Annotated in this window: 15 protein-coding genes and 2 pseudogenes; 7 read left to right on the top strand and 10 right to left on the bottom strand. The window is 63.7% G+C overall.

Annotated features, from left to right (window positions below):
- Positions 1 to 118: 118 nt before the first annotated feature.
- The 4 genes and pseudogenes from AC5ZG1_RS34190 to AC5ZG1_RS34175 all read right to left on the bottom strand — a co-directional run.
- A pseudogene (locus AC5ZG1_RS34190) lies at positions 119 to 1,054 on the bottom strand (sensor histidine kinase); the annotation flags it as partial.
- 427 nt (positions 1,055 to 1,481) lie between these two features.
- Complete coding sequence (locus AC5ZG1_RS34185) at positions 1,482 to 2,174, bottom strand: response regulator transcription factor (protein WP_496135475.1); 693 nt, start codon at positions 2,172 to 2,174, stop codon at positions 1,482 to 1,484.
- Positions 2,175 to 2,376: 202 nt separating this feature from the next.
- On the bottom strand, positions 2,377 to 2,985 hold the full coding sequence (locus AC5ZG1_RS34180; protein ID WP_496135474.1) for a hypothetical protein: 609 nt from the start codon (positions 2,983 to 2,985) through the stop codon (positions 2,377 to 2,379).
- Positions 2,986 to 3,134: 149 nt separating this feature from the next.
- Complete coding sequence (locus tag AC5ZG1_RS34175; protein ID WP_496135473.1) at positions 3,135 to 5,456, bottom strand: Tex family protein; 2,322 nt, start codon at positions 5,454 to 5,456, stop codon at positions 3,135 to 3,137.
- Positions 5,457 to 5,751: 295 nt separating this feature from the next.
- On the opposite strand from AC5ZG1_RS34175, the gene AC5ZG1_RS34170 reads away from it, so the two are divergent.
- From AC5ZG1_RS34170 to AC5ZG1_RS34160, 3 genes are all read left to right on the top strand, one after another.
- Positions 5,752 to 7,479 (top strand): ATP-dependent Clp protease adaptor ClpS, encoded by a 1,728-nt coding sequence (locus AC5ZG1_RS34170; protein ID WP_496135472.1) that lies wholly within the window; start codon positions 5,752 to 5,754, stop codon positions 7,477 to 7,479.
- 122 nt (positions 7,480 to 7,601) lie between these two features.
- Positions 7,602 to 8,177 carry an alpha-ketoglutarate-dependent dioxygenase AlkB gene (locus AC5ZG1_RS34165; protein WP_496135471.1) on the top strand — a complete coding sequence of 192 codons (576 nt, stop codon included), beginning with the start codon at positions 7,602 to 7,604 and terminating at the stop codon, positions 8,175 to 8,177.
- Between the two features lie 87 nt (positions 8,178 to 8,264).
- The gene (locus tag AC5ZG1_RS34160; protein ID WP_496135470.1) at positions 8,265 to 9,521 is read left to right on the top strand and encodes a DUF763 domain-containing protein; all 1,257 of its coding nucleotides are present in this window, start codon (positions 8,265 to 8,267) and stop codon (positions 9,519 to 9,521) included.
- A gap of 12 nt (positions 9,522 to 9,533) precedes the next feature.
- On the opposite strand, the gene AC5ZG1_RS34155 is transcribed toward AC5ZG1_RS34160, so the two are convergent.
- From AC5ZG1_RS34155 to AC5ZG1_RS34145, 3 genes are all read right to left on the bottom strand, one after another.
- Positions 9,534 to 11,039: a CYTH and CHAD domain-containing protein gene (locus AC5ZG1_RS34155; RefSeq protein ID WP_456642559.1), complete on the bottom strand. Its 1,506-nt coding sequence runs from the start codon at positions 11,037 to 11,039 to the stop codon at positions 9,534 to 9,536.
- Positions 11,040 to 11,150: 111 nt separating this feature from the next.
- The gene (locus tag AC5ZG1_RS34150) at positions 11,151 to 11,687 is read right to left on the bottom strand and encodes an AAA family ATPase (RefSeq protein WP_496135477.1); all 537 of its coding nucleotides are present in this window, start codon (positions 11,685 to 11,687) and stop codon (positions 11,151 to 11,153) included.
- 201 nt (positions 11,688 to 11,888) lie between these two features.
- On the bottom strand, positions 11,889 to 12,362 hold the full coding sequence (locus tag AC5ZG1_RS34145) for an Hsp20/alpha crystallin family protein (protein WP_496135469.1): 474 nt from the start codon (positions 12,360 to 12,362) through the stop codon (positions 11,889 to 11,891).
- Positions 12,363 to 12,507: 145 nt separating this feature from the next.
- Here AC5ZG1_RS34145 and AC5ZG1_RS34140 point away from each other — a divergent pair, with 145 nt between their 5' ends.
- Both AC5ZG1_RS34140 and AC5ZG1_RS34135 read left to right on the top strand, forming a co-directional pair.
- The gene (locus tag AC5ZG1_RS34140; protein WP_496135467.1) at positions 12,508 to 13,491 is read left to right on the top strand and encodes a zinc-dependent alcohol dehydrogenase family protein; all 984 of its coding nucleotides are present in this window, start codon (positions 12,508 to 12,510) and stop codon (positions 13,489 to 13,491) included.
- Positions 13,488 to 15,038 carry a bifunctional aminoglycoside phosphotransferase/ATP-binding protein gene (locus AC5ZG1_RS34135; RefSeq protein ID WP_456642555.1) on the top strand — a complete coding sequence of 517 codons (1,551 nt, stop codon included), beginning with the start codon at positions 13,488 to 13,490 and terminating at the stop codon, positions 15,036 to 15,038. The genes AC5ZG1_RS34140 and AC5ZG1_RS34135 overlap by 4 nt, the downstream gene beginning before the upstream one ends.
- A gap of 197 nt (positions 15,039 to 15,235) precedes the next feature.
- Here AC5ZG1_RS34135 and AC5ZG1_RS34130 read toward each other — a convergent pair whose 3' ends face one another.
- Entirely contained in the window at positions 15,236 to 16,933 is a 1,698-nt protein-coding gene (locus AC5ZG1_RS34130) for a PHA/PHB synthase family protein (protein ID WP_496135466.1), read from the bottom strand.
- On the opposite strand from AC5ZG1_RS34130, the gene AC5ZG1_RS34125 reads away from it, so the two are divergent.
- Both AC5ZG1_RS34125 and AC5ZG1_RS34120 read left to right on the top strand, forming a co-directional pair.
- On the top strand, positions 16,913 to 17,803 hold the full coding sequence (locus AC5ZG1_RS34125) for a P-type ATPase actuator domain-containing protein (RefSeq protein ID WP_496135465.1): 891 nt from the start codon (positions 16,913 to 16,915) through the stop codon (positions 17,801 to 17,803). The two genes, AC5ZG1_RS34130 and AC5ZG1_RS34125, sit on opposite strands and share 21 nt — an antisense overlap.
- A complete protein-coding gene (locus AC5ZG1_RS34120; RefSeq protein WP_456642553.1) occupies positions 17,803 to 17,961 on the top strand; it encodes a hypothetical protein in 159 nt (52 codons plus the stop codon). Before AC5ZG1_RS34125 ends, AC5ZG1_RS34120 begins: the two co-directional genes overlap by 1 nt.
- A 112-nt stretch (positions 17,962 to 18,073) precedes the next feature.
- Here AC5ZG1_RS34120 and AC5ZG1_RS34115 read toward each other — a convergent pair whose 3' ends face one another.
- Both AC5ZG1_RS34115 and phbB read right to left on the bottom strand, forming a co-directional pair.
- A complete protein-coding gene (locus AC5ZG1_RS34115; protein ID WP_130228145.1) occupies positions 18,074 to 18,466 on the bottom strand; it encodes a hypothetical protein in 393 nt (130 codons plus the stop codon).
- A 35-nt stretch (positions 18,467 to 18,501) separates the two neighbouring features.
- A pseudogene (phbB, locus tag AC5ZG1_RS34110) lies at positions 18,502 to 19,225 on the bottom strand (acetoacetyl-CoA reductase).
- Between the last annotated feature and the right edge of the window lie 55 nt (positions 19,226 to 19,280).

The raw sequence follows: 19,280 nt of genomic DNA, 5'->3' as shown, positions 1-19,280 counted from the left end.
AACAGACCTGAACGAAACGAGAATTGTGTTACCTATGTCGTCGGTCTGAACTGTTACCTATGTCGCCGGTTGCTCAACTTCCGACGTGGCGCCAACTCGACCTTAATCTCATCATGCTCTAATTCGCTGGCGCTGAGAACCAGAGCTTGACCTGAACACCCGGTGACTGATCGAGCAGCTCGATCCGGGCGCCATGGAGGTGGGCCACGGCGGCGACGAGGCTCAGTCCAAGGCCGTTTCCAGGCGTGTAGCGGCTCTGCTCGAGCCGGTAAAACCGCTTGAAGACGTGGTCGCGTTCGCCAGGAGGAATTCCGGGCCCGTCATCGGTGATCGCAATGACGGCCTCCTCATCGACGTTTTCGCAGGCAACGACGATCTTGCCTCCGGCGCGACCGTGCTTGATGGCATTGTCCACGAGGTTGGCGATGGCATCGAACAACAGATCGCGGTCGCCGGTCACCCGCACCTCGCGGTCGCCAGTGATGGAGAGATCGGTACCGTCGCGCTCCGCCGCGGCGTCATAGAGCTCGACGACCTCGCTTGCGATCTCGACCAGGTTCACGTTGCGAAACGCACCCTTGCGCACCTGGGTCTCGATATGCGCGATCCGCGTGATCGAGGAGAACATCCCCAGGACGGCATCGAGGTCCGCGATCGTGTCGCCGATCAGCGCTAGATCTTTCTCGCCGATACGTTCGCCGTGATAGGCCTTCTCCAGCCGTCCGCGCATCCGGGTGAGCGGCGTCCGCAGATCATGGGCGACATTGTCGCTCACCTGCTTGACGTCTCCCATCAAGGCCTCGATGCGGTCGAGCATCAGGTTCAGATTCTCCGCCACACGATCCCATTCGTCATGGCTGCCGCGCAGCGGAATGCGCTTGTCGAGGCCGCTTTGCATGATGGCCCGGCTGGTGGCGTTGATTTCTTCTATTCGTCCCACTGTCCGCTGCGTGACCAGGATGCTCGCCACCACCGCAACCACGAACATCAGGAAAATGATTGCAATCACCGCCGCCCAGATCTTGGCGGCAAAGCTGTCGAGGTCGCTGATATCAGTTCCCACCAGCAGACGATCGCCGCCCGGCAGCGTTGCAGACATGGCACGAAACCGCGATTGGCTTGCGGCATCCGGCGCACGAGGGGCATGAAACTCCGTCCATCCCTGTGCAGTCGTGGCCGCCGAAGGCCATTTGTCGAGATTCCCGGCGAGAACGGCGGATGCATGATCGACCAGAAGATACAGTTTTTCTGCGGAACTGCTGTCGGCCACCCGGTTTCGGATCAGTTCAATCAATTCCTTGCGTCCCGATCGCTCGTAAGCGCCGAGCAGGCCGGAATATTCGGCCATGATGGCCTGATCTGATCGGCTGCGCACGAAAGAGGCGGTCGACAGATAGACATAGGCGAAGATGGCGGCGGCGATTACGCCAAAGGTCACGATCGCGGCCAGCGCCAGCTTGAAGGTCGTCGACCTCAGGGTATCAGCCAGGAGCACGGAGACAGTACCCCATGCCGCGGACGGTATGGATCAACGGATAGGCCTGCTGGTCGTCGACCTTGCGCCGCACGCGTCCGACATAGACGTCGATGATATTGGTCGAGGGATCGAAGTGGAGATCCCACACGTGCTGCAGCAGCATCGCGCGGGAGACAACGCGGTTTTCGTTGCGGACCAGATACTCCAGAAGCTGGAATTCCCGCGGAAGCAGCGGAATGGCCTTGCCGCCGCGGTTGGCGGTGCGCGAGATCAGGTCGATGGCGAGATCGCCGACCCGCAGGATGGTGTCCTTGGCGATGGTCTCGCTGCGCCGGCCAAGCGCTTCCAGCCGCGCCAGCAATTCGACAAAGGAGAAGGGCTTGACCAGATAATCATCGCCGCCGGCGCGCAGGCCACGGACCCGATCATCGACCTCGCCGAGCGCGCTGATGATCAGGAAGGGAGCAGCGACGCCACCGTCGCGCAATTGACGCATGACCGTGAGGCCATCGATGTCGGGAAGCATGCGGTCGATCGTGATCACGGCATGATCGCGAGACGTGCCGCACCGCAGGGCTTCGTTGCCGCTCGCGGCCAGATCCACCTCATAGCCGCTGCTCGTGAGTTGCTCGGCGAGTTGGCCGGCAGTTTCCGCGTCGTCCTCGACGACGAGAATGCGGCGATGACCTGCCGTCATGGTCTTCTTCCGAATGACTGGCCACGAACGCGCGGCGTTCCTGCAGTCCAGGACGTCGCGCAGCTGGCTTTGTCAGAGACGCTCATCGTACTCCGATGGTTGCGCGGGACGGCTCACATGAATGTGACGGTCACCCAAGGCCCACCCGGCGAGGCTGCGCCGGAAGGTGCCGCGTCGCGCTCATCACACCGTGGTTCGGCAGTCAGTAGTAACCGTCGTACCCGCAGACGTTGACCCACTGCAGCCCATAGCCCGTCCACACTTGGGTCCAGCAGTCGTCGTAGTAGCCAGCGTAGGCAGCGTAGCCGAAGGGCACGCCGATGAACGCAAAGCGATTGAAGCGGTTGCGGAAGAAGCGGTTATGGAAGCCATGCCGGAAGGCTGCGCTTCGAAAAGCTGCGCCTCGAAAACCGGGGCTCGCGAAGCGCGGCGCGAATGCAGCATTCGCATTCGCGAACCGCGCACCAGCAAACCGCCCACCCACAAAACGCGGTGCTCCGCCGATGGTAGCAAAACGCGGTCCTCCGCCAATGCTCGCGAAACGCGTCCCTCCACCCATGCCGCCGAAGCGCGTTCCTCCGCCTATGGCGTGCATCCCGCCTCCGAAGCCGCCGCCGCGGAAACCTCCGGCCATGCCACCGCCGCGGAAGCCTCCGCCCATGCCGCCGCCGTGAAAACCGCCGCCCATGCCGCCGCCATGGAAGCCACCGCCGCCGCCCCCGAAGCCACCGCGAGCGAAGGCCGGCGACGCGAACGCAAGCGCGGTCGTGAGCGCACCCGCGATAAGGGAATTGACGAGCTTGCTCTTCATCCCGATTCCTCCCTGGTTGAATTGCAGCGACGCATCGCGTCGCAACAGGAGAACGATCAGGAGAGCTAAAAGCTCCTTCGACTTCAACTGACAAAGGCGACAGATTCTGACACGGAAGTTAGCTTCCGTGCCAGACTAAGCAGTTCCGCTCAGCGTAACGGCTTGCCGTTCTTCTCGCTGGCGCGGCGGAAGGCGTCGGCGAAGGCGTTGCCGGGTTGTTCTTGCTTGCGCGGGGCGGAGGACGTCATCGGCCCGCGAACACGGTCGCTCGACGAGCCCTTCGAATCCTTCTTGCCGGTCTCATCATCGAGCCGCAGCGTCAGCGCGATGCGCTTGCGGGCGACTTCGACGTCGAGCACCTTCACCTTGACGATGTCGCCGGGTTTGACGACCTCGCGTGGATCCTTGATGAAGGTCCTGGACATCGCCGAGATGTGCACCAGACCGTCCTGATGCACGCCGATATCGACGAAGGCGCCGAAGGCGGCGACATTGGTGACGGTGCCCTCGAGGATCATGCCGACTCTGAGGTCCTTGATCTCCTCGACGCCTTCCTTGAACACCGCGGCCTTGAACGCCGGACGGGGATCGCGGCCGGGCTTTTCCAGTTCGCGCAGGATGTCGGTGACCGTCGGCAGACCAAAGGTCTCGTCCACGAACGACTGCGGCTTCAACTGGCGCATGATCTCGCTGTTGCCGATCAGCGCCTTGATATCGCTCTTGGTCGCCGTGAGAATCCGGCGCACCACCGGATAGGCCTCGGGGTGCACGCCCGAGGCATCGAGCGGATCCTCGCCGTCGTTGATGCGCAGGAAGCCCGCGCATTGCTCGAAGGCCTTCGGCCCCAGCCGCGGCACCTCCTTCAGCGCCTTGCGCGACTTGAACGGGCCGTTCGAGTCGCGGTGCTGCACGATGCTTTGCGCCAAGCCGGGCCCGATGCCCGACACCCGCGACAGCAGCGGCACGGAGGCGGTGTTGACGTCGACGCCGACGGCATTCACGCAGTCTTCCACGACGGCGTCGAGCGAGCGTGCGAGCTTGCTCTCGCCGAGATCGTGCTGATACTGGCCGACGCCGATCGCCTTGGGATCGATCTTCACGAGTTCGGCGAGCGGATCCTGCAGGCGCCGCGCGATCGACACCGCGCCGCGCAGGGTGACGTCGAGCCCGGGCAGTTCCTCGGACGCATAGGCCGAAGCCGAATAGACGGAAGCGCCGGCCTCGGAGACGACGATCTTCGTCATCTTCAAGTCCGGCAGCCGCTTCACCAGTTCGGTCGCGAGCTTGTCGGTCTCGCGCGAGGCCGTGCCGTTACCGATCGCAATCAGGTTGACGCGATGCTGAATCGCGAGCTTGCCCAGGGTCGCGAGCGCCTCGTCCCATTGCCGCTGCGGCTCATGCGGATAGACCGCTGTCGTCGCCAGCACCTTGCCGGTCGCATCGACGACGGCGACCTTGACGCCGGTGCGATAGCCGGGATCGAGCCCCATGGTCACGCGCGCACCGGCGGGCGCCGCCAGCAGGAGGTCGCGCAGGTTGGAGGCGAACACGCGCACGCCTTCGGTCTCCGCCGCGGTCCACAGCCGCATGCGCAGGTCGATGTTGAGATGCACCTGGATCTTGGTGCGCCAGGCCCAACGCACGGTTTCGATCAGCCATTTGTCGCCGGGACGGCCGAGATCGGAAATGGCGAAACGCTTCATGATCTTCAGTTCATAGGCGCTGGGCACGCCGGCCACCGGCGGCTCCGCCTCCGGCTGCATCTGCAGATCGAGAATCTCCTCCTTCTCGCCGCGGAACAGCGCCAGGATGCGGTGCGACGGCAGCTTGTGCAGCGGCTCGCTGAAGTCGAAATAGTCCTTGAACTTTTCGCCCTCGGTCTTCTTGCCCTTGCGCACGGTCGAGACCATGCGCGCGTTCGCCCACACCTCCTCGCGCAGCGCGCCGATCAGATCGGCATCCTCGTCGAAGCGCTCGACCAGGATCGCGCGCGCGCCTTCCAGCGCCGCGGCCACGTCGGCCACACCCTTGTCGGCATCGACAAAGGCTGCCGCCTGCGCTTTCGGATCATGCTGCGGCTGCGTTATCAACAGCTCGGACAACGGTTCGAGCCCGGCCTCCTTGGCGATCTCGGCCTTGGTGCGACGCTTCGGCTTGTAGGGAAGATAGATATCCTCGAGACGCGCCTTGTTGTCGGCAGCCATGATCTGCGCTTCGAGCGCGGCGTCGAGCTTGCCCTGCTCGCGGATCGAATTGAGGATCGCGGTGCGGCGCTCCTCGAGTTCGCGCAGATAGGTCAGCCGTTCTTCCAGCGTGCGCAATTGCGCGTCATCGAGCGCGCCGGTCAATTCCTTGCGATAGCGGGCAATGAACGGCACCGTGGCGCCGCCGTCGAGCAGCGTGACGGCCGCCTCGACCTGCTGCTCGCGCACGCCAAGCTCCTGCGCAATCTGCTGATGAATCTTTGCCACGCAATTCCCTCTGCACCACTTCGAAGCAACCGAACCGCCGGTCGCAAGGCGCCGCTTATGGACCATGCCCGCCGATTTGATCAAGCGGCAGAGAGAGGCAGTTCACAAGCGCGGCCGCGCGCAACGGCGAATCGGTATCGCGGTCTGTGCGCCGTCAATCTGCCGAAGATGTGTCGAATGGCTCTCCAGCGAAGCGCTCCCAACATTTTCCAGTTTGGCCTGCTTGACGAACGGCAGGTTTCATGATGTTCTTTTTTTGTTCTTTCGATCTTAAGTTGCGCGCAAGAGGTATTTCATGGACGACGGGTATACCGGCGCCGAATCGTTTCAATTTGTCTTCCACAACGATAACGAGACGCCTCGAGAGTTCGTCAGAGAGCTTTTGCGCGCCGTGTTCGGCAAGTCGGAGCGGGAGGCCATCCTGTTCGCGGCCGAGATCGACCAGCAGGGCAACGCCACCTGTGGCCCCTATCCGTCCCGGGTCGCGGCAGCGCTATGGAAAACAGCGCAACAGCGCATCAACGCAGCCGGGCATGATCTTCAGATTACCAGCGAAGCGGTAAGGACCAGCGGTCCCTGCGATCTGTGCGGCGCGCCGCCGCCGGTGCAGGAGGTGCAACTCGACGACAAGATTGCCTGCCTCTGCAGCGACTGCCTGCTCGCGGCAAGGGATGCATCCGAAAAATTGCAGGGCGAAGAATTCAGATACACATACGTCGCGATCGATTGGCATTTTGCGGGCATTCCACGCAACCAGCTCGTGACGCGGGCGCGCGGCTTTCCGGGTCACATGCGTGCGGACGTTCAGGTCGCGCTGGATCGACTGCTCTCCTCACCGATCCACTTCTTCGGCGTTCACGAAGAATATCGCTACGAGACGCTGACTTTTGCGGGATTGATGAACGACGGGCGCAATGCGCCGGTGATCGCTCCGCCGCAATATTATGAAGTCGATGTCGGTGAGCCGGCGGCGGTGAAATGTCTTAACAACGGATTGTGGCTGTGCCGCGCCGGCGAGCTTCGCTACGCGGTGCTGCTGTCCATTTATCGCGAATCCCGCAACGAGGACGCGATCCGAATCGAGATCGCGGTGCCGACCGGCGCGGCCGGCGACACCTTCGTTCAGCGCTGTTTTTCGGAACTCGAGCAAGCGGTGCAGACAGCACGCTCCTATCGCGGCAAGATTCTTTCGCTCGACAGCGGGGCCGAGTATCGCGGACGTTCAAGGGGCGTAACTGTGCACCGGTTGCCGCCGGTCGATCGCGAGGCCGTTATCCTGCACGAACCGACCCTGAGACTGCTTGAGCGCAACGTCCTGAACTTTGTCGGCAGCCGCGACGCGTTGCGCCGGCTTGGCCAGTCGACGCGCAAGGGCATCCTGCTTTATGGACCGCCGGGCACCGGGAAGACTCACACCATCCGCTACCTCGCCACCAACCTGCCGGGACATACGACACTGATCATCACCGCCGAACAGATCGGGCTGCTCGAAGCCTACATGAATCTGGCGCGGCTGCTGCAGCCGACGATGGTCGTGATCGAGGACGTCGACCTGATCGCCACCGACCGCGAGCTGATGGGCCCGTGCGAGGAATCGCTGCTCAACAAGCTGCTTAACGAGATGGATGGGTTGAAGGAGGATGCCGACATCCTGTTCGTGCTCACCACCAACCGACCCGAGGAGCTCGAAAGCGCGCTGGCCGGCCGGCCCGGCCGCATCGACCAGGCGATCGAGGTGCCGCTGCCGGATGCGATCGGGCGCGGCAAGCTCGTGCGGCTCTATGGCAAGAACCTGCCGCTTGAGGAGACCACCGTCGATGAAGCGGTGCGGCGCACGGACGGCGTCAGCGCCGCCTTCATCAAGGAGCTGATGCGGCGCCTCGCACAGGCCAGCATCGCCCGCGACGGCGGCAAGTCGGTGATGTCGGCCGACATCGACGAGGCGCTCGACGACATGCTGTTCGCCGGCGGCCGGCTCAATGTGAAACTGCTCGGCGGTGCGCAGGAGATGGCCGCGGAGTAACGCACGCCCGCGTGAAGGGCCATCGCGCCTGGTCCGGCGATGCTACCCGCGCCCCTTCATGTCGCGCTGCTCCGCCCTATATTTAGGTGGTGCCCCTGCAGGCCGAGATAAGGACCGCCGGCTTGACCGAGCAGCTCGCCCTCTTTGCCGACAATTTCTCCGCGTCATCAGCGCCGGAGGGATTGCGCTATGCCGCCGATTTCATTTCGCCTGACGTCGAGCGGGAATTGATCGCGCGCATCGCTGCGCTGCCGCTGCAACCGTTCCAGTTCGGCCAATATCAGGGCAAGCGGCGGGTGGCCTCGTTCGGCTTCCGCTACGACTATACGGAGCGCCGGATGCGCGAGGCCGATTTCATCCCGGACTGGCTCCGCCCCTTGATCGAGCAGGTTGAGGCCTTCGGCGGGCCACGGACCGAGATCGCCCAGGCGCTCTGCACCGAATACGAGACCGGCGTCGGCATCGGCTGGCATCGCGACAAGCCGCATTACGAGCGGGTCTTCGGCCTGTCGCTGGGATCGCCGTGCAAGTTCCGCTTCCGCCGCCCGGCCGGCGACAAGTGGGAACGTTTCACCTTGGAGGCGCAGCCCCGATCGATCTACCTGCTCTCGGGCGAGGCGAGACAAATCTGGGAGCACAGCATCCCAGCGGTCGAAGCGCCGCGCTATTCCATTACGTTGCGCACGATGCGGGACTAGTCGCGAGGGACGCTTCGATCACCTCTCCCTATGGGAGAGGTGAAGCAAGAACTGCTATACTCCACCTGATTCAGCACCAGGAGCCTCATGGCACGACGAACCGGTAGCGCCGATCTTCCGCTCCATAACGGGCGCGTGCCCGCGTGGCTCGGCCAGCGCATGTCCACGCTCGGCGCGATCATCACGCAGGCGATCGTCCACCATTACGGGCGCGAGGAGTTCCTGCAGCGGCTCGCCCATCCGTTCTGGTTCCAATCCTTCGGCGCGGTGATGGGGATGGACTGGCATTCCTCTGGAATCACCACCTCGGTGATCGGCGCATTGAAGCGCGGGCTCGCGCCGCTGCAAGACGAGCTTGGCATCTATGTCTGCGGCGGCCGCGGCAGCAACTCGCGCCGCACGCCGGACGAGTTGACCGCGCTCGGCGAACGCACCGGCTTCGATGGCGTCGCGCTGACGCGTGCCAGCCGGCTGGTGGCCAAGGTCGATAGCGCCGCCGTCCAGGACGGCTTCGAGCTTTATCTGCACGGGTTCTTCGTCACCGAGGACGGCAAGTGGACCGTGGTGCAGCAGGGCATGAACGGCGACAAGCGGCAGGCGCGCCGCTATCACTGGCATTCCGAAACTCTGAAGAGCTTCGTCGACGAGCCGCACAGCGCCATCGATGGTCCCGCGCAGGGCGAGATCATCAACCTGACCGATCATCGCGCCGAACAATCGCGCGCGGCGCAGCTCGATCTGCTCGGCGCGCTTGGGCCCGACGGCATCGCGCGCGAATATGCCGCGCTGTCGAAGCAGCCCGAGGCGCAGCCGGAGCTGCCGCATCTGATCATGCCCGCGCATCACGACGTCCGCGCCAGCGACGTGTTCACGCGCCGCCTGCACGGCACGCTGGCGGCGGCCGCCGAATGCGGCCCGCGCGATTTTCCGGAATTGCTGCTGACGCCGGGCGTCGGCGCGCGCACCGTGCAGTCGCTCGCGATGGTCGCCGAGGTCGTCCACGGCGCGCCCTACCGGTTCAAGGATCCCGCGCGGTTTTCGCTGGCCCATGGCGGCAAGGACCGCCATCCCTATCCGGTGCCGATCAAGGTCTATGACGAGACCATCCGCGTGCTGAAATCCGCCGTGCAGCAGGCGAGCCTTGGCCGCGACGAGGAGATGCAGGCATTGAAGCGCCTCGACAGTCAGGCGCGCCTCTTGGAGCGAACCGCAACCGGCCCATCCTTCGATGCGTTCGTCGCGCAAGAGCGCAACCGATCGCCCGCGCTCGGCGGCCGCTCGGTGTTCGGATGGGAAGCGGAGATCGCCGGCAGCAAACGCGCGACGCCGGGCAAATCGACATAGACGCCGTCGGCTTCACGCCACTTGCAGCCGTTGCGCCTCCTTGAGGGCGACCTTCATCAGCGGCCTGATCGCCTTGTCCTCCCGGCCAACCACCACGCCGGCCGCAAGTGCGCGGGCGCGCCTGTTCTCGCGCGGCGCCTGCAGCGCTGCTGCCATGGCCATCTTCCGATGCGCAACAAAGTCGTTCAGCGCGCCAAGCGCATCCTGGATCTTCTTGAGATGGCCGGACAGGCGTTTAAGTCTCTTCTGCTCGCGCTTGGCCGGAAAAAGCGACTTAAAGAAGTCCACCGCATACCTGATCTTCTTGATCCTGATCCGGAGCTTATGCCGCGCGCGCGGCGACAGGCGGTCAAGGTGCTGGCCTTGCTTGCGCGCCTTCCTGGTGCGACGGTGCAAGACGTCAGCCGCAAATTTTTCGATCGGAACGTCCATATGCTCGTTCGCCGAAGGCGGCTTCGACTCGACCCACTCCAGCGTGTCGACCAGCAGCCTGCGGAACCGTATCGAGCTCACCGCCCTCTTCGCCCGTGTAAGGGCATGGGCGCGCTTCTCGTCGAACTCGTCCTTGATGGCCTTGCCGCCGCGGCTCAGCGCGCGGTCGTGCGTGACCGGCTCGACCTGCTCGCTGATGAACACGTCGATTTCGCGCGCAGGCGCGAGCTCAGCCGTGAGCCACTTCAGCTCGCGCTTGGCGGCTCCCGTCCCGGCACCAGGCAGCACCTTCGAAAACAGCGAGATCGCCGCGCGGAGTCTGCGGAGACCCACCCGCATCTGATGAACACCTTCCGCGTCAAGATTGCGGACCGCATCCGCATTTCCAGAGAAATGACGAACCGTCGCGCGGGCGATGACCCGGAATGCCTCGCCCGCCGTCATGTCGGCGGGGAGCTCGATCGGCTCGGCGAAAACGACCTGTTCCTCCCTGCCCTCGGCGAGGCCATAGCCGCGGTCCGATTTTGATCGCAAGTCGAGTTCGGCTCCCAACCGTTGCTCGATCGCTCTGGCAATACGGAACAGGTCAGCGAGCCGGCCGCTTTTCAGCTCAAGTTCGAGTTCCTCGATAGGGCTCGCACGGTGACCCGCAACGATCTTTCCCCGATCGATGGCGAGTTCGATCTCACTCCTGCGGGTCCGGACCGGAACGATGGTGCGATGAACCGATGTCTTGAACACAGGCTTCAGCTTACGGCGTAGCTTGCCGGTGGCGAGCGGCTCGAGCGGCGTGTCGTCGACCTCACGAAGGTCCGGCGCGTCGTCCTTGATCTCCGCTTCCCATTCGCCTCGGCCAAACTGCGCGCCGTTCGCCGACTTGATCGTCTGGATGTTCGTGCTGCCGTTTTGCCGCACGCGCAGTGTCAGACCGCGACTCTTCAGCTTGTGTTTCCCGGTATCGAAATAGGTCGAGACAAGATCGCTGTCTGATCGCTCACCCATTTTTCCACCGGGAATGCGCCAGCCGGCGAGAGATTTGAGGTCGCGCGCGGCGACGCGGAATTTCAGTTCCGTCTCGACAGCCATGCTTGCTCCGTATTGCTGTTGGATGCGGACTGCGCAAGTCCCAGCGCTACAACGCCGAGAACGGTGAAGAGTGCCGCGGCCCGGCAATCATCGTTCCAGCACAGCACCCCATCATCCAGGCAATCGGAACGCTCCGCTCTGCACCGCCCTGCTCACCTCGCGCGCTGTCAGTTCCGGGTCATATCCGTCGGTTTGGAGTACATGCCGTTCGAGATCTCCCAACGAGCAGAATTGCTGATGCATCACCGTGATCTGTTCCGCATCGGTCAGTGTATCGCCTCCGCGCGCGCGACAGCGTTGGATGGCAATCTCAAGCGGGGGCCTGAGAACGATGTAGTGCAGAGTGCCCCTGAGTGCGTGGAAGTGTTCCAGGAACCACGGCCCGAAAATGCCATCCAGGAGAACAAAATAGCCGCTTCTGGCGTATCCCTCCGCCACGTTTGCGAGGATACGAACCACGCTCCGATTCTGCTCGTGCGCCTCCGGCAGATAGGGCGGAATCGCACCGTGCTTGATGAAATGCCAGAAATCGTCGGCATGAAGATGCACCTTGGGCATACCCGGCTCGTGGGCAAGGATTTTTGCCGTGGTTGTCTTTCCCGATCCTGGCGGACCGGTAAGGATAAGAACTTCGCCTGTACCATCGATCATCGCGCTGCAGCATATAGCGCAACGTTCAGCGATTCCAGCGACTCGTCATTCCGGGGCGCGCAACGCGCGCGCCCGCAATCCATTATGCCGCGTGCGCAAGTGGTGAAATGGATTCCTGGTTCGAAGCTGCGCATCGCCCGGAATGACGGAGCCGGTTTGACGACGTCTAGCCCGCCTCCGTCGCCCCTACCTTCCGGATCACGACGTCGTCTTGATCTCGATCTGCTTGCTTTGCTTCGGCTCGGGCTTGCGCACGGTCACCTTGAGGACGCCCTTGGAGATCTCAGCGGAGATATCTTCCGCTTTCACACCCGGCGGCAATTCGACGGAGCGCGCGAACGAGCCGAAGCTTCGCTCGACCAGGTGGTAATCCTTGCTCTTCTCCTCGCGCTCGTTCTTCTTTTCGCCGCGAATGGTGAGAAGGTTGTCGGTGAGATTGAGCTCGACGTCCTTCTGCTCGAGACCGGGAAGTTCCGCCGTGATCTCGATCGCCTTGTCGGTCTCGCTGACATCCATGCTCGGCAGGCTTCTGCCGGCCGCGGCGAAGGCCGGGAAGTTGCGGGAAAGGCCTTCGAACGGGTGATCGATTTCCTGCTGCAGGTACGCGAATGGATTGGCTTCGCGACGGGCGACATTGCGATCAGTGGTCACGGGCACCATAGGCTTGATCATGATTGCCTCCTATGTAAGCCGAACTGGCGCTGGAACTTTACGGCCTGTCCGAAGGACGGGCGTTGAGCGAAATCAAGCGAGACCCGGAGTATGCGCGGCAGACTGGAACCAACGTTTCCCTTGAGGCCTCAGAGAGGTGTTGTTGATGTACGCCATGGTCCTTCAGGCCCCCAACACGCCGCTCGTGCGTGAGCAGCGGCCCGATCCGTCGCCCGGACCGGGCGAGGTGCGCGTCAAGATCTCCGCCTGCGGCGTCTGCCGCACCGACCTGCATGTCGTCGACGGCGAATTGCCTGACATCCGTTATCCCATCATTCCCGGTCACGAGGTCGTCGGCCGGGTCGATCTGCTCGGCGAAGGCGTTGACGGCCTCGCGCCAGGTGCGCGCGTCGGCGTGCCCTGGCTCGGCTTCACCTGTGGCACCTGCCCTTATTGCCGCGAGGGCAAGGAGAATCTCTGCGACCATCCGCGCTTCACCGGCTACACCCGCGATGGCGGATTTGCGAGCCACCTGATCGCCGATGCGCGCTATTGCTTTCCGCTCGGCGAGGACGGCGACGATGTCGCGCTGGCGCCGCTGCTCTGCGCCGGCCTGATCGGCTGGCGCTCGCTGATGATGGCCGGCGACGGCAAGCGCCTCGGCATCTACGGCTTCGGCGCGGCGGGCCACGTCATCGCTCAGGTCGCGCGCTGGCAAGGCCGCGAGATCTTCGCCTTCACGCGCGACGGCGATACGGAGGCGCAACAACTCGCTCTGTCGCTTGGCGCCGATTGGGCGGGCGCTTCCGGCGACAGGCCGCCGGCCGAACTCGACGCCGCCATCATCTATGCGCCAGTTGGCGCCTTGGTGCCGCAAGCCTTGCGTGCGTTACGCAAAGGCGGCCGCGTGGTCTGCGCCGGCATCCACATGTCGGACATTCCGTCCTTTCCCTATGATATTCTCTGGGAGGAGCGGCAGATCGTCTCGGTCGCCAATCTGACACGCCAGGACGGCAGGGATTTTCTGAAAGTGGCGCGCGAGGCGAACATCAAGACGACGACGACCACCTTTCCTCTGGATCAGGCCAATGAGGCGCTGGCGCACCTGCGCAGTGGCAATCTGGTCGGCGCGGCGGTGCTGCGGCCATGACGCCACCGTCCTCGCATCAAGGCACGACCGACCAGGACCGCGTGCTGGATTTTCTCGGCAAGCCGTCCGGCGGGCATGGTACCCGTCGCATCGACACGCACGGCTCGATCGTGTTCCTGAAGCCCGACCGCGTCTACAAGGTCAAGCGTGCGGTGCGGCTGCCCTATCTGGATTACTCCTCGCTCGACAAACGCAAGCACGCCTGCGAGGAGGAGATCGCCATCAATCGGCGTTTCGCGCCGGAAATCTATCGCGGCGTGGTACCGATCACGGAAGGCGAAGCTGGCCCCGAAATCGGCGGCAAGGGAGACGTCATCGAGTGGGCGGTCGAGATGGCGCGGTTCGACGAGAACCAGACGCTCGACCATCTGGCGGCACGAGGCGAGATCACGCCAGAACTCGCCGAACCGCTGGCCGAGGCGATCGCCGCGTCCCACGACAGCGCACCGGTTTCGGATGGCGAGACCTGGCTCGCCTCGCTCCCCGGCATCATCGAGCGCAACACGACAGCGTTTCGCAGCCATCCCGCACTTGCAAGCGCCGAGGTCGAGCGCCTGCATCTGCTGAGCTGCGATCTGCTCACCAAGAACAAGGTGCTTCTCAAGCAGCGCGCCGCCGCTCGTAGGGTGCGCCGATGCCATGGCGACGCGCATCTCGGCAACATCGTGATGATCGATGGCAAGCCGCGCCTGTTCGATGCGATCGAATTCGACCCCGTCATCGCCACCACGGATGTGCTCTATGACCTCGCCTTTCCGCTGATGGACCTCTTGCATTTCGGCAACCGTGCTGCCGCGAACCGGCTGTTGAACTCCTATCTGCAGGCCACGTGGCAGCAGAACGCCGGCGCGCTTGCCTTGCTGCCGCTGTTCCTGTCCATCCGCGCGGCAATCAGAGCCAACGTGCTCCTGACCAAGCATGCGCAAGGCGGCGGCGCCGCCGTGCTGTCGGATGCGCAGTCGTATTTCGAACTCGCACGCAAGCTGATCGCGCCGGGAAAGCCGTCGCTGATCGCGGTCGGCGGCCGCTCAGGCACCGGCAAGAGCGTGCTGGCACGCGCCATCGCCGGACTGGTCCAGCCTGCACCCGGCGCGGTGCTGCTGCGCTCGGACGTGATCCGCAAGGAGATCTTCGGAGTCGACCCCCTGGTCAAGCTCCCCGAGTCGGCGTACGCGCCCGGAACGTCCGAGCGCGTTTATGACGCAATGCTCGATCGCGCGCGAGCTATGCTGGCGCAGGGATTTTCCGCGCTGGTCGACGCAGCGTTCCTGAAGGAAGACGAGCGAAACCAGCTTCGCCCGCTTGCGGCCTCCTGCGGCGTCGATTTCTTCGGGATATTCCTTGTTGCCGAGACCGCCGTCCGCCTCGCACGCATCGGCGCACGCCGGAATGACGCCTCCGATGCAACCCAGGACGTGGCGCTGTTTCAGGACAGCATCGACACCGGCGTCGTCGATTGGGCGCTCGTGGATGCGTCGGGGACTCCGGAGGAAACGCTGGAGCGGAGCGTGCGATGTCTTCCGCGGCGGGCCGCGCCAGAGGATTAGATCGAAACGATGACGGTCCTTCTCCTCTCCCCGTTCTTACGGGGAGAGGGTCGGGGTGAGGGGCTTTCTCCAGGCGGACGGTGATAGACGGACTCGCGGAGACTCCCCCTCACCCGAAATTCAAGCTCAGCTTGAATTTCGACCTCTCCCCGCAAGCGGGGCGAGGTGACGCGGGGCCCGCATCGTGGACGAAAGCGCTAGTGCTGCAGCACGTATCGGCCGGGCGCATCCTCCAGCGCGTTGGCGTCCTTGCCGGCGCCGCCCATGGGTGGCGGCGCAACCGGTTCGCCGGAATGGGCATTCAGGAACGCGACCCATTCGTGCCACCAGGAGCCTTCGCGCTTTGGCGCGACCTTCAGCCATTCATCCGGCCCGACGTAGAGCCCGTCCTTCAGCTTGGTCAGGACCTGGTAGGAATGCCACGGCTCGTTGGGAGCTGCGACGACGCCGGCATTGTGTCCGCCGTTCGTGAGCACGAACGTCGTATCGGCATCGGCGAGGAAATGGATCTTGAAGGTCGATTTCCAGGGAGCGACGTGATCGCGAAGCGTACCGACGACGAACATCGGCGCATGCAGATCGGACAGCGAGATCGGCTTGCCGTCGACGCGATAACGCCCTTCGGCAAGTTCGTTGTCGAGGAAGAGCTGGCGGAGATATTCCGAATGCATCCGATAGGGCATGCGTGTTGCATCCGCATTCCATGCCATCAGGTCGCTGAGCGGCTGCCGCTCTCCGATCAGGTAGTCACGGATCATCCGCGACCAGATCAGGTCGTTGGAACGCAGCATCTGAAAGGCGCCGGCCATCTGCGTGGTCTCGAGCACGCCGCGCTGCCACATCATATCCTCGAGGAACGAGACCTGGCTTTCGTTGATGAAGAGCGTGAGTTCGCCGGCCTCGGTGAAGTCGGTCTGCGCGGCCAGCAGCGTCACGGTGCCCAGGCAGTCCGGCTTCTCCTTGCTCAGCCGCGCCGCCGCGATCGACAACAGCGTGCCGCCGAGGCAATAGCCGGTGGCGTGAATGGGCTGGCCGGGGACGATCCGGCCGATAGCCTCGAAAGCGGCATCGACGCCGAGCCGGCGATAGTCCTCGAGACTGATGTTGCGGTCCTCGGGCGTCGGGTTGCGCCAGGAGATCATGAACACGGTAAAGCCGCTCTCGACCAGGAAACGCACCAGCGAATTGTGCGGCGACAGATCGAGGATGTAATATTTCATGATCCAGGCCGGCACGATCAGGATCGGCTCAGGCCGGACTTGCGATGTGGTCGGCGAATACTGGATCAGCTCGATCAATTCGTTGCGGTAGACCACCTTGCCCTTGGTGACAGCGACGTTCTGTCCAACGACGAACCTATGTTCCGGCCCGTGACCGGTCACCAGCGCCTTCCAATCCTCCAGCCAATTGTGCAGGCCGCCGACGAAATTGCCGCCGCCGGTCTCCATGATCTTGCGCAGCACTTCGGGATTGGTCAGCGCGAAATTCGTCGGCGCCAGCACGTCCAGCCACTGCCGGATCGCGAAATCCGCAATCGCCGCATCCTGCCGCGCCACGCCATGGACATCGGTGGTGGCCGATTGCCACCACTGCTCGGTCAGCAGGAACGCCTGCGCCAGCATGTTGAAGGCCGGCAATTCCCAGTCCGGCTCGGAAAACCGCCGGTCGGCCGGCGCCGGCGCGATCAGGCCCCAGGTGCGATAGACCGGATGCGGGTTCGCGAGTGTCTCGAAAAACTGCATCGCGTCGCGGATAGCATCCCGTGCAAGCGTCAACTGCTTGCCCGGCGAGATCCCCAAATGGAGCTGCCAGTCGAGCAACGCCAGCGTAAGCGCGGCGGGAGACAGGCCACCAGTCCAGCGGGCGATCATGGCATGGGCGAGGTGATCGATCACGTCGAACGCCGATACCGGCTCGGACGGTGCTGGTACCGCGGGGACCGTCGCGCCGACTTGCAATGGCGGCTTGACCGGGTCGAATGGAACGACTTTGGAATCCATGGCCTGGCAACCTCCATTGACTCCATTTACGCTAGTGCCGCCAGCGACGGTTTGAGCTGCGTCAAACTGGTTTGCCACGGCCTCCCGTATGGATCGGGCGGTCCGAACCGCATGCAGCGAGCGCCCATGGGTATCCTGTCTCGCTCCGAACCGAAACCAGAGGCGTTCTGGCGCACGCCGACCGAGACGCTCCTGCTGTCTCTGTCTTCGCAGCGAAGCGGGCTTGCGCAGGCCGACGCAAAGGACAGGCTGGCGCGGCTCGGCCCGAACTTGATGCAGCTGTCACAGAGCCAATCGATCCTTAAGAAGATCGTTCAGCGCATTCTCAATCCACTGGTCGCAATCCTGATTGCGGCTGCGGCCATTTCAGGCATGAGCGGCGACATCGGCAGTTTCGTCATCATCGTGCTCGTGATCGGCATGTCCTTAACGCTCGACATCGTCCAGGAGCACCGCGCCGAACTGACCGCCGAAGCGTTGCGGCAGTCGGTGGCGATCCAGGCCGACGTCGTGCGCGACGGGGCTATCGTCTCCCTTCCCGTCAGCGAGCTGGTGCCGGGCGACGTCGTTCACCTCCGCACCGGAGACCTCGTGCCCGCGGACGGAATCGTGCTGGACGTGCACGAACTGCAGGTCAACGAGGCCTTGATGACGGGCGACCCGTTTCCGGCGAGCAAGACCACCGCGCCATGCGCGGCACCCTGCCCGCTGAAGCAAGCAACGCGCTCTTTGCCGGGAGCAGCGTGGTCAGCGGCAACGCAGTGATGCTGATCGTCGAAACCGGCCATCGAACGCGCTTCGGCATGATTGCTGCCGAGCTCGCCACCAACGCGCCGCCGACGGCGCTCGACGGGAGCGTGATGAATTGCATCCGCAACGGATGCTGCACTCCCTCTCCCGCTTGCGGGAGAGGGCTGGGGTGAGGGTGTCTCCGCATTGGGATGCCCTGAGTGGAGAGAGCCCTCACCCGCTACGCCAAGGCGCAGCGACCTCTCCCTCAAGCGGGAGAAGTGAGGTCCGCAGCGCGCTCCAAATTCACGCGAAGCCGAAAAATTCCTTCCCGCGGGCGATGATCTCCTTGTCGGTCGGGTGATCACTCGCCTCGACGCGAAGGATGATGTTCGGGTAGGTGTCCTGCAGATGATGCAGCAGCTCGGTCTTCTCGTTCCCCGGCCCCATGATCAGGACGTCGGTGCAATTCTGCAGCACCTGCCCCACGCTGACCAGGAAAGCGGGATCACTCTCGACCTTGCCTGAGCCGATGCTGTTGGCCTTGTGGTGAAGATGGGTCGAGGACAGATGCGCCGGCACCACGATGGAATCCACGCCCGTGAGGCCCATCGAGAAGATCTTTGCGGTGAGATGATCGATCCAAACGACCGCATGCGCATGCGTCGCGGTCGTAGTTCGTGTCGCAGAGCTGGACATTGCTTCTCCTTGCGTCAGTGATGGTGTTCGATGGCTCAGCTCATATATTGGCCGCCATTAATCGACAGCGTCGAGCCGGTGATGAAGCCGGCCTCGTCGGCGGCGAGAAAGACGACCGCGCGCGATCTCCTCGGGCCGACCGAGCCTGCCGACCGGAATCTGCGGCAGGATCACATCCTTCATGACCTCCGGCGAGACCGCACCCAGCATCTCGGTGTGGGTATAGCCGGGACAGATCGCGTTGACGGTGATGCCGACCTTCGCGCTCTCGAGCGCAAGCGCCCGCGTGAAGCCAAGCTCGCCGGCCTTCGCGGCCGAATAATTGGTCTGTCCGAACTGGCCCTTCTGGCCGTTGATCGAGGCGATGTTGACGATGCGGCCGAACTTGCGCGACCGCATGCCCTCGATCACGGATCGGCACATGTTGAACAAGGCGTTGAGGTCGGTATTGATCACCGCGTCCCATTGCGCCTTCGTCATCTTCTGCAGGCTGCTGTCGCGCACGATGCCGGCATTGTTGACGAGAATGTCGATCGGACCGAGCGCGGCTTCCACCCGCTTCACGCCGGCGCCGCAGGCGGTGAAATCGCCGACGTCCCATTGAAACACCGGTATAGCTGTTTCAGCGTGAAACGCCTCGGCCGCCTTGTTATTGCCGGCATAGGTCGCCGCCACGCGGTAACCTTCCGATTGAAGCGCCCGGGCGATCGCGGCGCCAATGCCCCGAACGCCGCCCGTAACCAACGCAACGCGTCCCATGTCGATCCACCCTTGCCTCTGCAAACTGGCCGTGAACCAATAAAGAAGGGAGACC

The organism is Bradyrhizobium sp. Leo78 (assembly GCF_059512425.1).
The sequence above is the reverse complement of the archived record's forward strand: the minus strand, read 5'-3'. Positions and strand labels throughout refer to the sequence as shown.

Coding starts and splice junctions, on each gene's coding strand:
- AC5ZG1_RS34185 (WP_496135475.1), bottom strand. CDS start 2,174: ATGACGGCAGGTCATCGCCGCATTCTCGTCGTCGAGGACGACGCGGAA.
- AC5ZG1_RS34180 (WP_496135474.1), bottom strand. CDS start 2,985: ATGAAGAGCAAGCTCGTCAATTCCCTTATCGCGGGTGCGCTCACGACC.
- AC5ZG1_RS34170 (WP_496135472.1), top strand. CDS start 5,752: ATGGACGACGGGTATACCGGCGCCGAATCGTTTCAATTTGTCTTCCAC.
- AC5ZG1_RS34160 (WP_496135470.1), top strand. CDS start 8,265: ATGGCACGACGAACCGGTAGCGCCGATCTTCCGCTCCATAACGGGCGC.
- AC5ZG1_RS34155 (WP_456642559.1), bottom strand. CDS start 11,039: ATGGCTGTCGAGACGGAACTGAAATTCCGCGTCGCCGCGCGCGACCTC.
- AC5ZG1_RS34145 (WP_496135469.1), bottom strand. CDS start 12,362: ATGATCAAGCCTATGGTGCCCGTGACCACTGATCGCAATGTCGCCCGT.
- AC5ZG1_RS34140 (WP_496135467.1), top strand. CDS start 12,508: ATGTACGCCATGGTCCTTCAGGCCCCCAACACGCCGCTCGTGCGTGAG.
- AC5ZG1_RS34135 (WP_456642555.1), top strand. CDS start 13,488: ATGACGCCACCGTCCTCGCATCAAGGCACGACCGACCAGGACCGCGTG.
- AC5ZG1_RS34125 (WP_496135465.1), top strand. CDS start 16,913: ATGGGCGAGGTGATCGATCACGTCGAACGCCGATACCGGCTCGGACGG.
- AC5ZG1_RS34120 (WP_456642553.1), top strand. CDS start 17,803: ATGCTGATCGTCGAAACCGGCCATCGAACGCGCTTCGGCATGATTGCT.
- AC5ZG1_RS34115 (WP_130228145.1), bottom strand. CDS start 18,466: ATGTCCAGCTCTGCGACACGAACTACGACCGCGACGCATGCGCATGCG.